The organism is Sulfurovum sp., from assembly GCF_049668085.1.
Lineage (GTDB): Bacteria > Campylobacterota > Campylobacteria > Campylobacterales > Sulfurovaceae > Sulfurovum.
In genome coordinates this window covers 1-20139 of sequence record NZ_JBATIY010000067.1, presented here as the reverse complement: position 1 = coordinate 20139, position 20139 = coordinate 1, and the positions used below count along the sequence as shown (strand labels likewise).

At 38.5% G+C, this 20139-nt stretch carries 22 protein-coding genes, 1 tRNA gene and 1 pseudogene; 6 read left to right on the top strand and 18 right to left on the bottom strand.

The genetic code is table 11. The features are described 5' to 3' along the window. The 3 genes and pseudogenes from WBM70_RS04335 to tilS form a co-directional block, all read left to right on the top strand. Window positions 1-782, top strand: a pseudogene (locus tag WBM70_RS04335) (hypothetical protein); the annotation flags it as partial. 159 nt (window positions 783-941) lie between these two features. Further along, a complete protein-coding gene (gene rimO / locus WBM70_RS04330; RefSeq protein WP_424557280.1) occupies window positions 942-2261 on the top strand; it encodes a 30S ribosomal protein S12 methylthiotransferase RimO in 1320 nt (439 codons plus the stop codon). A 138-nt stretch (window positions 2262-2399) separates the two neighbouring features. Next, window positions 2400-3383 carry a tRNA lysidine(34) synthetase TilS gene (tilS, locus tag WBM70_RS04325; protein ID WP_424557279.1) on the top strand — a complete coding sequence of 328 codons (984 nt, stop codon included), beginning with the start codon at window positions 2400-2402 and terminating at the stop codon, window positions 3381-3383. On the opposite strand, the gene WBM70_RS04320 is transcribed toward tilS, so the two are convergent. The 4 genes from WBM70_RS04320 to WBM70_RS04305 form a co-directional block, all read right to left on the bottom strand. Next, the gene (locus WBM70_RS04320) at window positions 3384-4235 is read right to left on the bottom strand and encodes a tyrosine-type recombinase/integrase (protein WP_424557278.1); all 852 of its coding nucleotides are present in this window, start codon (window positions 4233-4235) and stop codon (window positions 3384-3386) included. Window positions 4236-4239: 4 nt separating this feature from the next. After that, on the bottom strand, window positions 4240-4863 hold the full coding sequence (locus WBM70_RS04315) for a lysophospholipid acyltransferase family protein (RefSeq protein WP_424557277.1): 624 nt from the start codon (window positions 4861-4863) through the stop codon (window positions 4240-4242). An 8-nt stretch (window positions 4864-4871) separates the two neighbouring features. Continuing rightward, entirely contained in the window at window positions 4872-6176 is a 1305-nt protein-coding gene (gene miaB, locus WBM70_RS04310; RefSeq protein WP_424557276.1) for a tRNA (N6-isopentenyl adenosine(37)-C2)-methylthiotransferase MiaB, read from the bottom strand. A 143-nt stretch (window positions 6177-6319) separates the two neighbouring features. Next, the gene (locus tag WBM70_RS04305) at window positions 6320-6559 is read right to left on the bottom strand and encodes an HP0268 family nuclease (RefSeq protein WP_424557275.1); all 240 of its coding nucleotides are present in this window, start codon (window positions 6557-6559) and stop codon (window positions 6320-6322) included. 203 nt (window positions 6560-6762) lie between these two features. Between WBM70_RS04305 and nusA the strand changes: the two genes are divergently transcribed. Next, window positions 6763-7926, top strand: coding sequence for a transcription termination factor NusA (nusA, locus tag WBM70_RS04300; RefSeq protein ID WP_424557274.1), 1164 nt, complete (start codon window positions 6763-6765; stop codon window positions 7924-7926). Between the two features lie 58 nt (window positions 7927-7984). Here nusA and WBM70_RS04295 read toward each other — a convergent pair whose 3' ends face one another. The 3 genes from WBM70_RS04295 to gap form a co-directional block, all read right to left on the bottom strand. Next, window positions 7985-8674 carry a triose-phosphate isomerase gene (locus tag WBM70_RS04295; RefSeq protein ID WP_424557273.1) on the bottom strand — a complete coding sequence of 230 codons (690 nt, stop codon included), beginning with the start codon at window positions 8672-8674 and terminating at the stop codon, window positions 7985-7987. Window positions 8675-8814: 140 nt separating this feature from the next. Further along, on the bottom strand, window positions 8815-10005 hold the full coding sequence (locus WBM70_RS04290) for a phosphoglycerate kinase (protein WP_424557272.1): 1191 nt from the start codon (window positions 10003-10005) through the stop codon (window positions 8815-8817). 12 nt (window positions 10006-10017) lie between these two features. Further along, window positions 10018-11013 carry a type I glyceraldehyde-3-phosphate dehydrogenase gene (gap, locus tag WBM70_RS04285; protein WP_424557271.1) on the bottom strand — a complete coding sequence of 332 codons (996 nt, stop codon included), beginning with the start codon at window positions 11011-11013 and terminating at the stop codon, window positions 10018-10020. 61 nt (window positions 11014-11074) lie between these two features. Between gap and nadD the strand changes: the two genes are divergently transcribed. Next, window positions 11075-11989 carry a nicotinate (nicotinamide) nucleotide adenylyltransferase gene (gene nadD / locus WBM70_RS04280; protein ID WP_424557270.1) on the top strand — a complete coding sequence of 305 codons (915 nt, stop codon included), beginning with the start codon at window positions 11075-11077 and terminating at the stop codon, window positions 11987-11989. Window positions 11990-12045: 56 nt separating this feature from the next. Here the strand turns inward: nadD and WBM70_RS04275 are convergent, their stop codons facing one another. The 10 genes from WBM70_RS04275 to WBM70_RS04230 all read right to left on the bottom strand — a co-directional run bounded on the left by WBM70_RS04275 (window position 12046) and on the right by WBM70_RS04230 (window position 18781). After that, complete coding sequence (locus WBM70_RS04275; protein ID WP_424557269.1) at window positions 12046-12372, bottom strand: hypothetical protein; 327 nt, start codon at window positions 12370-12372, stop codon at window positions 12046-12048. A gap of 60 nt (window positions 12373-12432) precedes the next feature. After that, entirely contained in the window at window positions 12433-14130 is a 1698-nt protein-coding gene (argS, locus tag WBM70_RS04270) for an arginine--tRNA ligase (RefSeq protein WP_424557268.1), read from the bottom strand. A 102-nt stretch (window positions 14131-14232) separates the two neighbouring features. Beyond that, window positions 14233-14454, bottom strand: coding sequence for a Sec-independent protein translocase subunit TatA/TatB (locus WBM70_RS04265; RefSeq protein ID WP_424557267.1), 222 nt, complete (start codon window positions 14452-14454; stop codon window positions 14233-14235). A 67-nt stretch (window positions 14455-14521) separates the two neighbouring features. Next, window positions 14522-15139, bottom strand: a complete 618-nt coding sequence (gene gmk, locus WBM70_RS04260) for a guanylate kinase (protein ID WP_424557266.1) — start codon at window positions 15137-15139, stop codon at window positions 14522-14524. After that, a complete protein-coding gene (locus WBM70_RS04255) occupies window positions 15139-16008 on the bottom strand; it encodes a hypothetical protein (RefSeq protein WP_424557265.1) in 870 nt (289 codons plus the stop codon). Before WBM70_RS04255 ends, gmk begins: the two co-directional genes overlap by 1 nt. Window positions 16009-16200: 192 nt before the next feature. Next, a tRNA-Arg gene (locus tag WBM70_RS04250) sits at window positions 16201-16277 on the bottom strand. Window positions 16278-16330: 53 nt separating this feature from the next. Further along, window positions 16331-17032 (bottom strand): uracil-DNA glycosylase, encoded by a 702-nt coding sequence (locus WBM70_RS04245; protein ID WP_424557264.1) that lies wholly within the window; start codon window positions 17030-17032, stop codon window positions 16331-16333. Continuing rightward, window positions 17032-17355, bottom strand: a complete 324-nt coding sequence (locus WBM70_RS04240) for a sigma-70 family RNA polymerase sigma factor (RefSeq protein ID WP_424557263.1) — start codon at window positions 17353-17355, stop codon at window positions 17032-17034. Before WBM70_RS04240 ends, WBM70_RS04245 begins: the two co-directional genes overlap by 1 nt. 1 nt (window position 17356) lies before the next feature. Next, window positions 17357-18211 carry a menaquinone biosynthesis prenyltransferase MqnP gene (mqnP, locus tag WBM70_RS04235; protein ID WP_424557262.1) on the bottom strand — a complete coding sequence of 285 codons (855 nt, stop codon included), beginning with the start codon at window positions 18209-18211 and terminating at the stop codon, window positions 17357-17359. A gap of 9 nt (window positions 18212-18220) precedes the next feature. After that, the gene (locus WBM70_RS04230; RefSeq protein ID WP_424557261.1) at window positions 18221-18781 is read right to left on the bottom strand and encodes a CDP-alcohol phosphatidyltransferase family protein; all 561 of its coding nucleotides are present in this window, start codon (window positions 18779-18781) and stop codon (window positions 18221-18223) included. Window positions 18782-18844: 63 nt separating this feature from the next. On the opposite strand from WBM70_RS04230, the gene miaA reads away from it, so the two are divergent. Further along, on the top strand, window positions 18845-19738 hold the full coding sequence (gene miaA, locus WBM70_RS04225) for a tRNA (adenosine(37)-N6)-dimethylallyltransferase MiaA (RefSeq protein WP_424557260.1): 894 nt from the start codon (window positions 18845-18847) through the stop codon (window positions 19736-19738). A 57-nt stretch (window positions 19739-19795) separates the two neighbouring features. Here miaA and WBM70_RS04220 read toward each other — a convergent pair. Further along, the coding region (locus WBM70_RS04220; RefSeq protein WP_424557259.1) for a proton-conducting transporter membrane subunit at window positions 19796-20139 on the bottom strand (344 nt) is incomplete at its 5' end.

Here is a 20139-nt window from a genome sequence, read left to right as displayed (position 1 = left end):
GAAGTAATCCTATAGTGACTGCTCTTCCTGCTACTGCTCTTCACCCATGGATGTTATTCCAAGGTGGATATGGAAATTTAGATGATTTTACTAAGATCAACGATGATGGTGTACATATGTTAACACTTCAAAACAAGTCAATCTCTAACTTGACTTTAACTGGTTCATGGTACTATGGTGCAAACCATACACAATGGATTAGTGATAGCCTTGGTCTTGGTCTTGCTGGTGCTGGTGATACAAACGTACTATGGGGAGATGCTACATACGCAGCTGATATGTTCACAGCCGGTGTTCAAGGTGGTCAAATATCTCCAGATGGTTTAGATGACACAACTGCATGGGGTGTTAAACTTGCTGGTAACCTAGGTATGTTCGATCTTTTTGCTGCATATACATCTGTTGATGATGGTGCTGTTAAAATAGCTAACTTCGGTACATCTGTTAAAACACCACTTTACACTCAGTCAATTCTTGACCAAGATACAATTGCTCTTGATTCTGATACATACAAGCTTGCTGTTGGCATGAAAGCACTTGGTGGTAAATTTGGTCTTGCTTACATCAATTCTGATCTAGGTGCAGCGGCTCCGGCAGCAGTAATGTACCCAGGTTCAGGTAGTGGTGCTGGAACATATCAAGAGATCGATTTCTCTTACAAAGCTAAAGTGGGTGAAAACACAACTGTATTTGCTGCATATGTAGCTCAAAGCGACGACAGAGTTATTATTGGTGATGAGGATCAAAACTTCATCCGTTTATGGGCTAAATACAACTTCTAGGAATCACTTCTTAAAGTTCTACCCTTTAGAGTTCAGGCTTTTGCCTGACTCTAACCTCTCTTTTTTCTTTTTAAATCATTTTATATTTTTTCAACCTTATACCATTCACTTAACATTTGGCTATAATGCTGAAAAAGTTTAAAATACAAATGAGTTTTAATGAATAGTAAAAAATTACACTTGGTGAGCCTTGGCTGCACCAAAAACCTTGTTGACAGTGAAGTGATGCTTGGCCGTCTTAAAGAGTATGAGATCACCGATGATAATGCAGAGGCTGATGTGATCATCGTAAACACTTGCGGTTTCATCGATGCGGCAAAAGAAGAGAGTATCAACACGGTACTCAACCTCCATGATGAACGTAAAGAAAACTCCATCTTAGTCATGAGTGGATGTCTGACCGAACGTTACAAAGAAGAACTTCAGGCAGATATGCCTGAGATAGATATCTTTACAGGTGTGGGTGACTATGAGAAGATAGATGAGCTTATTGCTTCAAAACAGAGTACATTTAGCCCTGAGGTCTATCTTGCTACTGAAACATCCGGAAGAGTTATTACGGGTTCAAATTACCATGCCTACATAAAAATAGCAGAAGGATGTAACCAGGCTTGTTCATTTTGTGCTATCCCAAGTTTTAAAGGGAAACTGCATTCACGTTCACTCTCCTCCATTATCAAAGAAGTAGAGAATCTTGTAGCACAAGGCTTTTATGATTTCTCTTTCATTTCACAAGATAGCTCTAGCTACGGACGTGACATGAAGCTTAGTGACGGACTCATTGACCTCATCAAAGGTGTGGAAGCTATAGAGGGTGTAAAATCAGCACGTATCTTGTATCTCTATCCTAGTACAACTACATTTGCCCTCATTGATGCGATTGCCGATTCAAAGGTATTTCAAACCTATTATGATATGCCTATCCAGCATATTGAAGACTCTATGTTGAAGATCATGAAACGTGGTTTTGGAGAGAAGAAGACCATAGAACTTCTTGAGTACATGAAAAGCAAACCCAATGCCTTTTTACGTACCTCTCTCATCGCAGGACACCCTGGCGAAAGTGATGAAAGCTTTCAGAAACTGTGTGACTTCATGGAGACATTTGAATTTGACAGGTTTAACACCTTCCACTACTCTAACGAAGAGACAACCTCTGCGTATAATCTGGAGCAGATAGATGAAGAGACCATCGACCAAAGAGCTCAGGTTCTTGGTGAGATAGCAGAACGAAATACACTGGCTTCACTTGAAAAAATGGTGGGACAAACAGTGACTGTCGTCATAGATGGGGAAAGTGATGAGCATGAGTACTTGCTTTCGGCACGACCACTGATCTGGGCTGTAGACATAGATGGAGAGATCCTCATCAATGATACTTCTGACCTGTCAATAGAATATGGTAAACTTTACCAAGCAAAAATTACAGAGCTTGTTGGAACACAACTTTTAGCAACTCTTATAAAGCCGTCCATTTAATCACGTAACCGCGCATCTTGTCGTTGAGAACACCCTTGAAAGCGAAGCGATTTGAGAACAACGACGATTTTTTTGCTTCGTTTTTTTCTAAAAAAAATGACGAGAAGAACAACGCCACAGTTTGGGTAAAAGGTACACATGCTAAAACTTGACATAGAAAATATCAAAAATAAGAAGAATTTGTTAGCATTTTCTTCTGGTGTGGACTCTTCTGCCCTATTCTTTCTGCTCTTGGAGCACAAGGTGCCTTTTGACATCGCTTTGGTCAATTATGGCACAAGAGACAATTCTGACAGGGAAGAATCACATGCAAAAGCTTTAGCTAAACAATACGATCTAACTTGCCATACTATCAAAGCACCATCATTTACCACACATTTTGAACAAAATGCCAGAAACTTTCGTTACAATTTTTTTGAAAAACTGATTAAAGAACACCACTACGAGATACTTCTTACAGCTCACCAGCTGAACGACCAGCTTGAATGGCTTCTTATGCGACTCACAAAAGGGGCTGGTGTTTCTGAACTTATTGGACTCGAGGAGTTAAGCCAGAGAAAAAACTACACTTTAGTACGTCCCCTGATTGAGTACAGTAAAGATGAGTTGCTCACCTATCTGGAACAGAACGACCATCCTTACTTTATAGATGAGAGTAACAGTGATGAAAAGTATGAGCGTAACCTTTTTAGGAAACAGTTCTCTGATCCTCTTATGTCAGAATACAAAGAAGGTATCAGAAGAAGTTTTAAGTATCTCAGACAAGATACGAAGCAGATAGAAGCAAATTTTGAACGCATCTACACCCAAAAAGAGCTTCGTGTCATTAAACTACATACACTGGCTGCAAAAGTTAAAGCAGCTGACCTTGCACTCAAAGAGTTAGGCTACCTCCTCTCTGCCTCTCAACGTCAAGAGATACAAAAGGGAACTTCTTTGGTAATAGGTGGGTTATGGTCTATTGAAACAGAAGGTGATCTACTTTATATTGCACCCTATCTAACGATTGATATGCCAAAAAAATTTAAAGAATTGTGTAGAACAAACACCATTCCCAATAAGATCAGACCTTATATTTTCCAAGAAAATATAGATCCAAAATTACTCATTACTCATTACTAATTACTCCTTTGGCTTATGCATCACATCAGCCAAAGGATGGGCTTTCATATACTCTTGCATTTTTTTCACAGATCCAAGTTTTGTATAGACCTGCGTAGTTGCCATGGTCTCGTGTCCGAGTAATTCACTTACATCAGCGATACGAGCACCGTTATTGAGCAGATGCGTCGCAAAGGAATGTCGCAGTTGATGGGGTGTCACCTTGAAACCTTGAGCCTTAAAAAGTTTTGTCAGAATATAACGTAACTGCGCAGAGTTCATAGGCGCATTACCTTTTTCAAAAAGATACTTTTTAGGAGACCTTCTCTTGATATACAAAGTGATCAGTTCCTGTAAACTATCTAACAAAGGCAACTCTCTTTCCTTATTGCCTTTACCATGGATCTGTATCCATCCATTCTTTACATCTGAAAGTTTCAAAATACTCAGTTCTGAGATACGCAACCCCAATCCATAAAGCATAGAAATGAGCAATTTCTCCTCTAAATTGGCACTACTCAATACCTCATCAATATATGTCTCTTCAATAGGCTTAGGAAGGCTCTGAGGTACCTTTATGGACTCATCTCCTATAAGTTTGATCCGCATATGACACTGATCTTCCAGATATTTTACAAAAGAGTGTATGGCTGAGAGTTTTTTCACAATGGTTTTTTTATGATTTTTCACAATTTTAAAGCGAAAAGGGGTGATATCCAAGATAGTGTGACCATCTTCTTCATATACATGGCTCTCTTCGAGCATTTGCCTCAATGCTATCTCGTATGTTACGATAGAGGTTTCAGAATAGCCTCTTACATCAAACAGATAGTTCAAAAACTCCTCAGATGCATCTTGAAGTTTAGATTTCATGTTTTTAGTGCACCGTATGCGCTAACATTTTGTCACGAAGAAATTTTCTGGCTTCATCGAGTTCCATGCCTTCAAGAGAGACATTTTCCAAGTAAAAATCGATGGAGCTAAAAGGTTTTGGAATGACAAACTTATCCCAACTGCCAAGCTGCCAATAAGCGCTAGGTATGTAATTTACTGTCAATACCGGTGCTTTGGCTTTATGTGCCAAGGCTATAGCACCATCACTGATCGTATGGCGTGGTCCTCTAGGACCATCAGGAGTGACCAACAGATCATCTCCTTTTTTTAGTGCCCTAAAAGCTTCTAAGAGTACTTGTTTGGCTCCCCTACTACTCGATCCACGCAAAGGAACAATAGAAAAATACATCAGTATCCTCGCGATCATCTCACCGTCAAAATGCCTGGAGATGATCCCTGAAGCTAACTGTTTTTTATGAAAATATCGATAGGCTTGTGGAGACATAAGAAGCTCACCGTGCCAACAGACAACGATGGACTGATCTTGAGTGATCTCACCTGTGACATGAAAATTTTTTTTAGAGGTATACCAGTAAAAACGCATCAGTAGATATCCCAATGGCGGGAGAATGACTTGAGCGATGCTTCGTGATAGTGTTTTAAACATTTTCTATCCTAAACGAGTACCCCGTCAAGAGCACCCCGAGAGGTTTTAATAACTTTAACATCTACTATTTTACCCAAAAGCTCTTCACTTCCCTCTACAAAAAAGAGTTTGCCGTCATCTGAACGTCCTGAAACCCTTCCATTAGGTTTGAGCTCATCAAAATAGACTTTGTGTACTTTAGCTAATTGAGCATCCATGATCTCATCTAGGATCTCAGTATGTCTAGCCTGAAGGCGGGTCAAACGTGCACCTGCGACATCATTGTCTATTTGATTATCAAACTCTGCTGCTTCGGTATGAGGGCGCGGAGAGTACTTAAAGGAGAAGAGTTGTTCGAAACGTACCTTTTCAAGTACATCCATTGTATCTTCAAAGTCTGAATCACTTTCACCCGGGAAACCAACGATAATATCTGTTGAGATCGTTGCCTCGGGACAAAGCGTACGTATCTTTTCACAACGGTTGATAAAGTTCTCTTTGCTGTAGCCTCTCTTCATCTCTTTTAAAAGGGTCGTTGAACCACTTTGCAGGGGAACATGTATCTGTTTACATATCTTAGGATTAGATGCAAACTCTTGAATGAATGCATCATCCATATGTAAAGGATGTGGAGAGGTAAAACGTATACGCTCCAAACCTTCTATCTTAGATATCTTTTGTAACAACTGCGTAAAATCACAACTCTCTTCAGAACTACCAAAACGTCTTCCGTAATTATTAACATTCTGTCCAAGAAGCATCACTTCCTTAGCCCCTGTAGCTACTGCTTTTTTGATCTCTTGTACGATAAGATCAGAAGGGATAGAGATCTCATCTCCTCGTGTTGCTGGGACGATACAGAAGGTACACGACTTGTCACACCCTATGGAGATATTGACCATTGCCTTAAAAGGATTTGTTCTGTATTCACCAAAGGCATAGGTACTCTCATCAAAGTCTGTACTGACCTCTACAGCATGTTTTTTATCCACCACTTCAGTGATCTTAGATACATTTCTTGCACCCAATACAAAGTCCACAGAAGGTGCACGTTTAATGATCTCATCCCCTAAATGAGATGCTGTACATCCTGTGACACCAATTTTCGCAGAAGCTTTTTTATGCTTGTTAAATACACCTATCTCTGAAAAGAGTTTAGCCACAGGCTTTTCTCTCACAGAACAGGTATTAATAATGATAAGATCAGCATCTTTGAGATCTTCTGTAATCTCGTAAGATTCCTTTTGATTCAGTTCTGCGATCATATGTTCACTGTCACGAACGTTCATCGCACAACCAAGTGTTTCTATAAATAATTTTTTATGACTCGGCATTTAGTGCCTCGCTATATTGAATTTTAATTCTTATACTCAATTATTTGTCTTTCTAGTAGGAAATTCTGGGAGAAAATCCCAAAAAATGATGTTGACATAAAGTCAAGTTTAGCAGTTCGCTCAAACGGCTTTTTACTTTTGTTCTAAGCGATGATATGCACTTCATAGATATATTCATTATCATCAAGTCCGTACTTTACTTCTCGCATATAGACAGAGAAACCTTTTTCTTCAAAATATTCGATCAGCTCTTTCAATTCTTTATGCGAGTTGTCTTTATCAAAATAAAATATAGATCTGTTCGCTAGTTCTTCTTCTAACTTTTTCAACTCAATCGTTTTTGGTTTTGCTTTAAGTGTTGTTCTAGCAAGTTTTAACTTCATCTATCTATACCTTTTAAATTATCTTATTTATTCTTCAGACTTAATTATAAAAATTATACTTTATTTTCAGTAAAGCTTTGGTTAGATATAATTCTTAACTTCAAAAACACCACCTCCCCAAGACGTTATTAACACTGTTATGTTACCTCTTGTAGCGGTATAGTGAATTGATTATGAACAAAACTGATAAATAGGAACCATTTATGGAAAAAATATTAGACATTATAGAAGCAATTGCACATGAAAAAAATATCTCTAAAGAACATGCCATAGAAGCATTTAAGGATGCGTTGGTCAATACTGCCAAAAAACTGACTAGCTTTACAAGTAACTTTGAAGTGATCATTGACACTGATACAAAAACATACTCTGTCAATAAAGTCATAACTGTTGTTGCAGATAATGATGAGCAACTTTATGTAGAAGTAGGTAAAGAAGGAAACACGAAAGAAGTCGAATCAGACAGTTTTATCTCTCTTTCTGAGGCAAAAGAGTTTGATGACTCTTTAGAGCTTGGTGATCAACTGAAAGAAGAGTTTATCCTTGAAGATCATGGTCGTACAGCTTCAGCGAATCTCTTTAGAGAGCTTGAGTACCATGTACAAAGACGTGTAGAACAAGATCTATTTGAAAAATATAGAGAAAAAGTAGGTTCAGTGATGCTAGGAACAGTCAACCGTATCGATTCAGAAGACAACACACATGTTGAGATCGGTGAACTGAAAGGTATTATGTCACTTAGAAACCGTATCAAAGGTGAAAAATATAAGCGTGGAGACTCCATCCGTGCACTTCTTAGATACGTAAGTGTTGACCCTGAATATGGTCTTTTCCTCGAGTTGACAAGAACTTCACCTAAGTTTTTAGAGGCTCTCATGGCAAGTGAAGTGCCTGAGATCGATGATGGTGTAGTAGAGATCGTAGCTGCAGCAAGAATCCCTGGAGAAAGAGCAAAAATAGCACTTAAAACAGAGCAAATGAATGTGGATCCTATCGGTGCAGCAGTAGGTGTTAAAGGTGTACGTATCAATGCTGTAAGTGAAGAACTTAATGGAGAAAATATCGACTGTATCGAATTCTCTCCTATTCCTGAAGTTTTTATCACACGTTCATTAAGTCCTGCAATTTCACAAAGCATCAAAATAGATGCTGATGAGAAAAAAGCTGTGGTGAACATTACAGGAGACCAAAAAGCAAAAGCTATTGGTAAATCCGGTATCAACATCCGTTTGGCTTCTATGCTTACAGGATATACCATAGAGCTCAATGAGATTGAGGGGATTACAGAAAGACAAACAGATAGTTCAGATACTACTGAAGCAACAAAAACAACAGATACGACAGCATTGGAAGATCTATTTAAATAATACTATCCCAGGGAATCTCCCTGGGATGATCTGTTGAGTATGAGAAAAGAAGAGTAAACTACGACAGTATCATTTTAGAAAAACTCTCTGCATCCAAAGAAGCAGACCCTACCAAAACTCCATCCACACCACGAATATCCGTAATCTCTTTAATGTTAGCTGGTTTCACACTACCGCCATAAAGTAATGGTTTTCGTACTGTTTTTTTCAAAGATTCATGGGTAGAAGCTATCTCTTCTACTGTGGCTGACCTCCCCGTTCCTATGGCCCAAATTGGCTCATAGGCGATGATAAGATCCTTATAACTGATATCTATACCGTCAAACTGTGCAAGAAGGTACTCCATGACTGCTTCATTACCCTCTTCTCTTATCTCAAGCGGTTCACCGATGCAATAGAGTATCTCATAGCCCTGCTCTTTAAAAAATGCAAATTTTTGTGCGATTATTTCTTGAGATTCACCTAAATGTTCTCTTCTCTCGCTGTGTCCTATAAGGATCGTTTTAATGCCAAACTCTTCAAGCTGTTCTATACCTATCTCACCCGTATAAGCACCATTTTGCGTAGGATAAGCATTTTGTGCACCTACTGTGAAATCACCCTCATAACTGTTTAACGCAGTTGCAGGAGGAAAAATATAGACTTTGTCTTCAGGTTTTTTTGCAAGCAATTTTTCTTTCAATGACTCAATATATTTTTCTGTTGATGCTCTGGTATGATTTGTTTTAAAGTTTGCTGCAAAAATCATAAGAATCCTTTTTTATTTTTCAATGCGATTGATCGCATGAACCTGCTGTTGAAGCAGTCTTAGCGACAGCGTAGTTTTTGGAGCTTTGCTCTAAATGCGTCCTAACAAATGGCAGGCTGCAAAAATTAATAAAAATCCTTTTACTTAAGTGCTTCTAAACCTGGAAGTGCAATACCTTCTATCAGTTTTAAACTTGCCCCACCACCTGTACTTACAAAAGTCATCTCATCTGCATCACCGGCACGTTGTGTCACATCTGCAGTATCTCCACCACCAACGATAGTTGTTGCATGCGTTTGCGCAATGTTGTTTGACATCGCCAGGCTTCCTTTAGAGTATCTATCCATCTCATAGACACCCATAGGACCATTCCATATGATCGTTTGTGCATCATTCAATGCTTCACGGAAAAGTCTTGAAGATGCAGGTCCGATGTCCAGTCCCATCCAGCCCACAGGAATCTCTTGTATAGGAAGAAATTTCACTGTAGTGTTCTCTGAAAACTCGGCTGCTGCTACTACATCTACAGGCAAGTAGAATTTGACACCTAACTCTTTGGCTTTTGTCATAATATCTTTTGCTTCGTCCAGCAGATCATCTTCGATCAATGAATCACCTACCTCATGGCCTAATGCTTTAAGGAATGTAAATGCCATTCCTCCACCGATAATGACCTTATCTACTTTGCTTAAAAGATTTGTAAGTGCTTGAAGTTTACCAGAAACCTTAGATCCCCCAACCACTGCGACAAATGGACGAACAGGATTTTCAAGTACTTTAGAAAAGAAATTTACCTCTTTGCTCATAAGGAAACCTGCTGCTTTATGGTCTGCATCAAAAAATTTGGTGATCGCATCGATAGAAGCATGCTTTCTATGACAAGCACCAAAAGCATCGTTAATGTATATATCTGCAAAATCTGCCAACTGCTCTGCAAATACCGGATCATTTTCAGTTTCACCTGCTTCATAACGAAGGTTTTCAAGTAAAAGTACATCACCTGCTTCCATAGATGCTGCTTTAGCCCTAGCATCTTCACCCACCACATCTTGCGCCATAAAAATATCTCTTTTTATCTTCAGTAGCGTATGCAGTCTTTTTGCTACAGGTACCAGTGAATACTTCTCTTCATATTTACCCGGTTCCGGTCTTTCATAATGTGAAGCAAGAATAATTTTACAATCTCTGTCTATACAATAACGGATCGTCTGCAATGCAGAACGAATGCGTCTGTCATCTGTAATGTTCCCAAACTCATCTTTAGGTACATTAAAATCACATCTTATAAAAACTCTTTTGCCATCAATATTTAAATCTTTTAATGTTTTCATACGTTCCCTGTCTTACTTTTTACTTATGTGTATTGCCATATCTACTAAACGGCGAGAATATCCCCACTCATTGTCATACCAAGAGAGTACTTTTACCATGTTGTCCCCTATGACTTGAATCGTATCAAGGGGCACCACTGTACTTAGCTCTTCACCTACAAAGTCTTGAGACACTCTGTACTCTTCATCTACACCCAAAATACCTTTGTGTGAACCTTCACTCGCCGTTTTAAATGCGGCTTGAACATCTTCAACTGTTACATTTGAATTGAGTGTTACTGTCAAGTCTACCATAGAAACATCCGGCGTTGGTACTCTTATCGCCTGTCCGTTTATCTTGCCTGCAAGATTTGGAAGCACTTTGGAGATAGCTTTTGCTGCACCTGTTGTCGTTGGCACTAAGTTTACTGCACCTGAACGCCCTTTTCTAGGATCTTTTTTATGTTTTCCATCCAGTATCGGCTGAGAAGAAGTATATGAATGTATCGTGGTCATCAAACCTTTCTCTATACCAAATGCATCATCCAATACTTTGGCTACAGGTGCCAGTCCATTGGTCGTACAGCTTGCATTTGAAACGATGGATTGACCTGCATACTCATCTGCATTTGCTCCAAGTACGAATGTTGCTGTATCATCTTTAGCCGGTGCTGAAAACAGCACTTTTTTTACACCGTTATCCAAATAAGGCTGTACGCTCTCCGCTGTTAAAAATGCGCCTGTACACTCTAAAACAATTTCTGCACCACAAGAGGCAAAATCTATCTTCGACAGGTCACGTTCTGCAAAGATCTTTGCTCTGGTCTCACCAATATTAAGATATCCATCGGCTACCTTAACATCGTTACGTCTACCGTGTACAGAATCGTATTTAACGTTATACTGAATCATCTCTTCAGTACCGGAAGCATTCACTGCAACAAGCTCAATGTCATCTCTATCTGCAATAATACGCGCCACACATCTACCGATTCTTCCTAGTCCGTTAATTGCTACTTTTACAGCCATACTTTACCCTTATGATTATTATGCTAAAATTACGCAATTTTACAGTAAATGAGGTTAGTATTTGGTTAATCATAAACCTACTATAGCTATCTTTGGAGGAAGTTTTGACCCTCCGCATAAAGGACATCAACTTATCGTTGAAAAAGCTATAGAAAACTTGCAGATCGATAAACTGCTTGTTGTACCCGCCTACCTGAACCCTTTTAAAACATCTACCCTGGCAGATGCCCATACCCGACTTTCTTGGTGTCATTCACTTTTTGACCCTATAGATGGTGTAGAAGTAGATGATTATGAGATAGAAGAAGGCAAAAGTACAGTCACCTCACAAAGTGTAAAACATTTTAACCAAACATACAATGTCAAATATCTTATCATAGGATCTGACAACCTGTCAACATTGAAAAAATGGCATGCATTTGAATGGCTAAATGAATCCGTAACCTGGGTTATAGCAACACGGGATGAGCATCATTTAGATACGGATGAACTCAAAACATGGGAATTGCTTCCTCTAGAGGCACCTATGAGTTCAACCCAAATAAGAGAAGAAAAAGATTTACAATTTATTGACGAAAAGATCAAAGCATCTGTCAAACATATATTAGAAGGGCAACACCATATGACAATAGACGAAAGAATAGCAGGTATTGTAAAAATACTTGATGATAAAAAAGCTGAAGAGATAGAAGTATTCAACCTTGAAGATGCAGACTACATAGCAAAACGTGTAGTGATCGCTAACTCACTCAATGGTAAACATACTCTTGCACTTTTTGACCAACTTAAAACAGAACTCAAAAAACAAGGTGATACATTTCTTGCATCAGATACGAGCGATGAATGGGCTGTAGCTGATTTGGGAGATATCCTTATCCATATCATGATTCCTGAATATAGACAACGTTATTCACTTGAAACATTTTTAAGTGAACTTGTTGAAAATCAGAAAAAGAAAGATATCGATCCTGCATAAAAACGAACGCGAAGTGCTATACTTCGCTGTCGATACGACAAACAGTTGTCGTTTACTTATCCTATCTCATGGCCTGAACCAGTCAATAGCTCCAATAGCAAAAATAATCCGATAGTCACTACAGGCGAAAAGATGATCCACCAATAATATTTATCTCTTACAAGATAGACTATCAAACCACCCCATGAAACTAGTATCAACATAATATGTGCAAGATATATCGGCATAATCTGTCGTGTTAAATTTCCTACCACTGCCAATGAGATGATAACACCAAATGTAATAAGGGCTATAAAAAGTTTTTTGAGATCTTTGTTTCTGCTATATTGAAAAAAGATAATACCCAGTGTGGCAAATATCGCTAAAATAATGAGTGCTTTCATACGAACTTCTCCTTTTGAAGAAGAAAAACCCCTTCAAAACTTCTTTATGTATTGTAAATATTACAGCTTATCTACAGTTTCGATACCAAGTATATCCAAACCTTGTTTGATGGTCTTAGCCGTCAGATCAGCCAGTGCCAAACGACTTAACTTCGTTGCCTCATCTACACCCTCTTTAAGTATAGGGTTTTGCTCATAAAAACGCATAAAGAGTGTCACTAAGTCATAGAGGTATGTTGTGATCTGATTAGGTGAGGCATCTACTGCTGCACGGCTCAGTACATCTTCAAAACGAAGTAGCATGGTAGCGAGTCTATGCTCCAATGCGTCACCAATAATAATATTACCCTCTATAGGACCATCGTATTTTCTAAAAATACTTTGGATCCTTGCATAGGCATATTGCATATACAAAGAGGTATTCCCTTCAAAACTGAGCATCTTGTCCCAGTTAAAGATATAGTTGGATTCACGGTTGATCGCAAGATCTGCATACTTTACCGCTCCAATTCCTATGATCTTAGCCAATGCATCTAGCTCTTCAGGAGAATAAGACTCTTTCTCATTGATAGTCTCTTTCGCTTTCACAACCGCTTCATCCAGAAGATCTATAAGCTTTACCGTCCCACCATCACGTGTTTTAAATGGTTTTCCGCCTTTATCCATCATCGTACCAAATGCAATGTGTTCTAGGTTTACCTCAGGAGCAACAAAGCCAGCCTCCTTAGCCACTCTAAACACTTGCTTAAAGTGTCCACCCTGTCTTGCATCAACCACATAAGAGATACGTTGCGCTCCTAAGGTCTGTGCTCTATAGCGTAATGCTGCAAGGTCTGTAGTCGCATACAGATATCCCCCGTCACCTTTTTGAACGATCACCGGTACTTCGTCACCTTCTAAAAATACACATTGCGCACCATCACTTTGTGTCAATGTACCTTTTGCATCTAGATCACTTATGACAGCACTCAGATCATCATTGTAAAAACTCTCTGCGCGTACATCATTACGAGTGAGATTGACTCCTAGTTTTTCATACACTTCTTCACAGTGTCCTAGAGAGATGTCTATAAATTTTTGCCAAAGCGTTAAACAATGCGGATCGCCACTTTGGATCTTTACCACATATTCTCTGGCCTTATTCGCAAAATCTTCATCTGCATCAAAACGCCCTTTAGCATCTTTATAGAACTGTTCCAGGTCTTTTAAACTTACAGAACCGTCTTCATCTATCTCTTCCAGATAAGCGATCAGCATTCCAAACTGCGTACCCCAGTCCCCAATGTGATTTTGACGTATGACCTCATCCCCAAGATAGGTTAAAAGATTTGCCAAAGTATCACCAATGATCGTAGAACGTAAGTGTCCTACATGCATCTGTTTAGCCATATTAGGGCCAGAATAATCAACCACTACTTTGAGAGGTCTTTCACGTTTTTCCACACCAAGTCTGCTATCTTTACGTGCAACTTCACATTGTGTAGCCAACCAAAAAGGGTTAAGCCATAGGTTGATGAAACCAGGGCCTGCGATCTCTGCTTTCGCAACTGCTCCAGTCAAATCAAGACTTTCGATAATTTGTGTTGCGATCTCTCTTGGATTTTTACCCAACTTTTTAGACAAAGCCATCGCACCATTGAACTGAAAGTCACCGAACTCAGCTTTGGTTGCTTCAGATACACTCATAGGTTCATGTTCTATACCTGCTTTAGTAAAAGCTTCTTTAATGACTTGATTGATTTGTAGTTTTAATTTCATAGGTCTTCCGTAATAGTTAATATGGAATTGTAGTAGAAAATAGCTTCATAGCTATTTGGAGGAATGTTTTCTATGCCGAGTCACTAGTACTCAGCATTCAAATTAAGCATTTTCGCTTTTTTTCTCTTCGATTTTTGTTTCAGATGATTCTTCATCATTTTTTGCAATCTCTTTAGGTTCTTCTTCGTCCTCTTTAATTGCTTTTTTAAAGTCTTTGATACCTCTTCCCATACCTTTTGCAAGATCTGGAATCTTTTTCGCCCCAAAAAGAAGCACAACAATCGCCAATACGATTAGTAGTTCTGGCATACTTGGCATACCCATGTCAATCCTTTATATTTCGCTACATTGAGCATTAATTTGAATAATTATACTGCAATATGTTTAATACTTAGTTATTTGATAACCATTGTCTTACAAATTTTTCTTCATCTTCTGTACTTTGTTTCAATCTCGCAGCCTTGGCTACAATGACAAAGCGCTTTGCTGCCTCTTCTACCGTATCATTAATAATCGTAAAGTCATACTCACCTACTGCTTTTATCTCACTTTTAGCATTTTCAATGCGTTTGACTATCACGGACTCATCATCTGTGCATCGAGCCCTCAGTCTTGTCTCTAGCTCTTTAAGTGTAGGTGGTGTAATAAAGGCAGAGGTCGTAAGATCATCCATCTTTGCACGTACTAGTCTATGACCTTGCACATCGATGTCAAAGATAACCAGTTTACCCTCTTCTAAGGCTATCCTAACCGGTTTAAGTGATGTACCATAATAGTTACCGTGCACTTCCGCATACTCTAGAAAATTATCCGCTTTAATATCTTCTTCAAAACTCTCTTTGCTCACAAAAAAATAATCTTTACCATGTTGTTCTCCCACTCGAGGTGCACGTGTGGTCGTTGATATAGAAAAATAGTATTCACCTATCTCATCTGATGCTGCGTTGATAATCGTACTTTTACCCGCACCACTTGGACCTGAGAGCACTAAAATAGCACCTTTTTGCATTATTGTTCATCCTCTAATTTAATTTTGATCTCTATCTTTTTACCTTTGAGTAGTTTTTCTATTTTCTTAGGCTTCATTTTATTCAATGCAGCAACCACTGCATCTTCAATACGAGAGAGTTCTTTTTTATTAAATGCTGTTTCTTTTTTCTTTTTTTTACTTTTCTTTGTCTTACTTGCCTTTTTGGAAGAGTCTGCAACTACAGTACTTAATTCTTCGACGATCGCATCTTCTTCTATGATCTCCAATCCATCAGCAATAAGCTGTTCTTTAATGATCTTCACTTTACGTGCTTCATACTCATCATCACTTATCGGTTCATCTTCAGTCAATGCTATCTCATCATCCATCTCTAACAGTGCTTTTATTTTTTCTATCTCATCGCTATTAAGTACTTCTGGAGCACTATCCTCCACTATCTCCAATAGATCGTCAGTTTCTTTACTATCTTGGGTTGAGAGTGGGAAAATAGGAGGTAACTCTTCGTTATCAACATACTCTTCTTCTAAAGACACAGAAGAAATAGAAATACTCTCATCCTCATCATCCACAATCATTTCACTCATATCAACACTCTCTATCACTTCGATGATCTGTGAAGGCAGAAATGGCTTTTTAATGGTCTGATCAAAACCTTTCACCGGTTCTTCATCATAGGAGATAAAAACTTTTTTTCTAATACTCTTTTTCTCTAGTAATGTATCAATATGATCTTCATAAGAGGCATCATTGACAAAAAGTAGATCATAGTCAATCTCTTTAATAGCATCTATATGTTTTACTTCATCCAATACAATATCCTCGTCACGTGTACATAGAGCAAGCAGTCTAGAGACAACAGGATTGGCATTAATGAGTAAAATTTTCATGGTAGAAACTCCCTAAAGTTATTGACATCATTGTAATATAAATTTGGTTAGGGCTTGGTTGCTTAGAGGATGTATGAAAAGTAAAATAAACCCTTCTTATTAGTTGTGTTCAGGTTTTACATGATTTGATTGAGGCGTACATCAGGTACGTCGAAAGAAAACGCGTGAAAGATGAATACAAATAAGAAGAAGTGGTACACCCATCAGGATTCGAACCTGAGACCTTCGGTACCGCAAACCGATGCTCTATCCAGCTGAGCTATGAGTGCACATTTAAAATGTAGTAGCGATAATTTAGAGCGCAATTATATCAGAGAAAGCTTTATTTTTCAAGTAAGTGCATAGGGCCAAATAGTTCCAATGCTTTGGGGTTGGAAATAAATGTATGGTTATACGGATGTTCAAGCTCAATGGTATCAAATATACCCAGCGAAAATTGTTTTTTTAGATCTTTTGCATGTGTACCGAACAAGATAAGTTTTGGAGCACTCTTCTCAAGTGCATGTAACAGTGTTTGTACAAAAGGTTTCCATGCTTTCACATGTTTTTTAGTACTCTTTTTGTCTGTAAAGATCAGTGCTGTATTTAAAAGCAACACCCCATTTTTCTCAAAATTAAACCGCAGATCATCTATGGAATCGATCATATCTGTTTTATCTAGTTTACTTATGGCTACTTGCGAAGTATCTTCTGCTTTTAGTCTGTCACTGGCTACAAGTGCCATCTTCACAAAATTACGTAAACTGGTAGCACGGTTTACTTCTTTACTTAGACCAGAAGTTGAAAACAGATTATCTACCTTCGTATCTATAAATGCATATCCCCCGGCACTCTCTTTTCTTGGATAAGGATCCTGACCGAACAAAATGTATTTGACCTGATCTTTGTGCAGTGTCTTAAAAGCATTGAAGTAGTTTTCTTTCGAAGGGAAGTAGTTCTTGTCTTCTTCTAAAAATCTTTGATATTCTGCTTCTAAAGAGGCATAGGCCTCAGATAAGATCATCTCCCAAGAGCTTTTGGACATTAGTCTCTCTTTTTGAGTTTATCAAACTTAATGATGAGTTCTATCTTGCTGATAGGGATACCTAATTTTTCAGATACTGATGCTTTACTTTCACCTGCATTGATAAGCTCCATCACTGAGTCCAAAGAAGAGAAGTTCTCTATCACATCTTTTACTGCTACACGTGAGGCTTCATAGTTTGCTATCGTTGTACTTTTTACTTCAAGTATTTCATGTAGTTTTTTATTTTCTTTTGCCAGCTTAGTGTTTTTACTTATCTGTCCAAACAGTATCACAATCAATACTACCAATATACCTATAACTGCTATTTCCATTATTGGCATCTTATATCACCTCCATAATAATTAAAATTAAAAATACAAACCCCAAATAACCATTGACGGTAAAGAAAGCTTTGTCTATTTTTGTAAAATCTTTATTGACAATGTAATGTTCGTAACTCAACATGATAGCAGAAAAAAGTACTGCAAGTTGAGCCCATATCCCTAATTGTGCCGTGAATACAAAATAAGCCCAAAAAATGATCGCCAACAAGTGAAATACCCTTGCTATCCACATGGTCTTATTTGCACCTAGCTTAGAAGGAATGGAATGCAGATCATTTGCTTTGTCAAATTCCATATCTTGTAATGAGTAGAGCAGATCGAATCCCGCCACCCAAAACATCACCCCGATCGCCAAATAGATAGACCATAATGTTATCTCACCATTCACGGCCACTACTCCTGCAATAGGAGCCAATCCCAAGCTCACCCCCAGTATGAGGTGTGCCAATGCAGAGAAGCGTTTAAACACAGTATAGGCCCCAAGAACAAGTAAAATAGGTAACGAGAGTTGAAAAGCCAAGGGATTGACAAAATAGGCTACTACAATAAACAACAATGCATTGATCACTGTAAAGATTACCATTTGAGTATTTGATACTCTACCGTCTACAGAAGGCCGGCCTTTTGTACGAGGGTTGAGGATGTCAATATCTCTGTCAAGATAGCGGTTGACACCCATTGCAAAATTTCGTGCCGTCACGGCAGCCAAAGTACCTAATAATAACAACTTCCATCCAAACCATCCTTGCGCAGCAACAAGCATAGCGATAAAGATGAAGGGTAAAGAAAACACCGAGTGCTTAAACATCACCAATTCTGAAAAATGTTGCAACTTCTCTTTCAAACGATTCACAGGCAAGCTCTAGGGATGAGGGATTTTGAGTTTAGAATTAAGGGACCATGCAATGATCATGACCAAAATCGCAATGACATATCCACTTGTAATCATACCATAGGCATTCAGAAGATAGAGTATCCATAAAAGTATCGCACCCAAGGGTGTAGGAACGCCTTCAAAATACTTTTCAACCTCTCCGACATCTACTTTAAGATTGAACTCTACTAATCTGCGTAAACCATTGATGATATACCAGATAAATACCAAGCCTAGTACCACTTCTTCCACACCTGTAATACCACTATAATGCTTTACAGCATAGAAAAGTAAAAATGGAGGCATGACCACAAAAGAGAGAAAATCTGCAAAACTGTCAAGTTGGATACCAAACTCTGTTGAAAGATTATATTTACGTGCCAGTTTACCATCTATAATGTCACAGGCACCAGCGATCCATGCCAATACAATAGCCGTAAAGAAATCACCATTTACGATGAAAAAAATCGCCATGATACCGGCCGAGACATTCAGGTACGTCACCATGTTCGCGATATTAAAACGATTGTTCTTGTCAAATAAATTCATACTTACCCTTCTCTTATCTTAAGAAGTATTTTATCCTTTTTGGGGTTATGGTATGATTACGCTATGGAAACCTTTAAACAACTTGCCCTCATCGGTCCTACAGCATCTGGGAAAACGTCTCTTTCTATAAAGATCGCACAGAAGATGAATGCATATGTTTTGTCGCTCGATTCACTCTCTATCTACAAAAAGATCGACATCGTTTCAGCCAAGCCTACAATCGATGAACGGGCTGGCATTATACATTTTGGTATCGACTACCTCTACCCTAATGAAAGCTTTGATGTGACCACTTTTATCAAGCTGTATCATCAAGTATATGCACAATGTTTAAAAGATGGAAAAAATCTTGTGATCGTAGGAGGAACAAGTTTTTACTTGAAAATGCTTATTGAGGGTATCAGTGAACTACCTGCCATCAGTATTGAGACAAAAGAAAAAACATATAGCTATTTACGAGACTTACCAGATACCTATGAGTGGCTTTACAGTCAAGATAAGACTTATATGTCAAATATAGAGCCTAATGACCCCTACCGCATAGAAAAAGCATTGCATATCTATTTGGAAACCGGTCTGACTCCTACACAATACTTTAAACAATTTCCACCTAAACCAACAGTGACAGAAACACTTCCAATCTATCAAATAGAGATTGAAAGGAAGAGACTTCGTGAACGTATCACTTTACGTACCAATATGATGCTCAACGAGGGTCTTATTGATGAAATATGTATACTTGAGAAAGAGTATACCCGTGCACCTAACTGTATGAAATCCATAGGTATCAAAGAGACATTGGCTTACCTAGATGGCGTCTATGATAAAAAAATGCTTGTGGAGAAGATAACTACCAATACCGCTAGACTGGCTAAACGACAAACCACATTTAATAATTCTCAGTTTAATGATGTAATAAAAGGAAACGTTGAAGAGTTAGAAAAAAAGATACTTTAAAGAGGTCGGTTTTCCGACCTTTCTACACGCTCAACGCTAAACGCTGAACGCTAAGTTTTAGTACCCGCTGGCACTTATCATATAGTATAGATAAGATACAAGTGGCTGCACATAGAAGATAGCCGTAACTGTAGCCACTGTGGCAAATCCAATAATAACCGTCAATGGCTTAGAGATGTTATAGTAAACCACATCCACATCTTTAACCGGATCTTTAAGGAACATATATACCACAAGCTTCAAGTAGTAGTATGCTGCGATAGCTGAGTTAAGACCCATAACGATCGCTAACCAAATATAGCCTGCATTTACTGCTGCTTGCATGACGTAGATCTTACCCCAGAATACCGAGAATGGAGGTACACCTGCTAAAGAGAACATAAAGAGTCCCATCACAACAG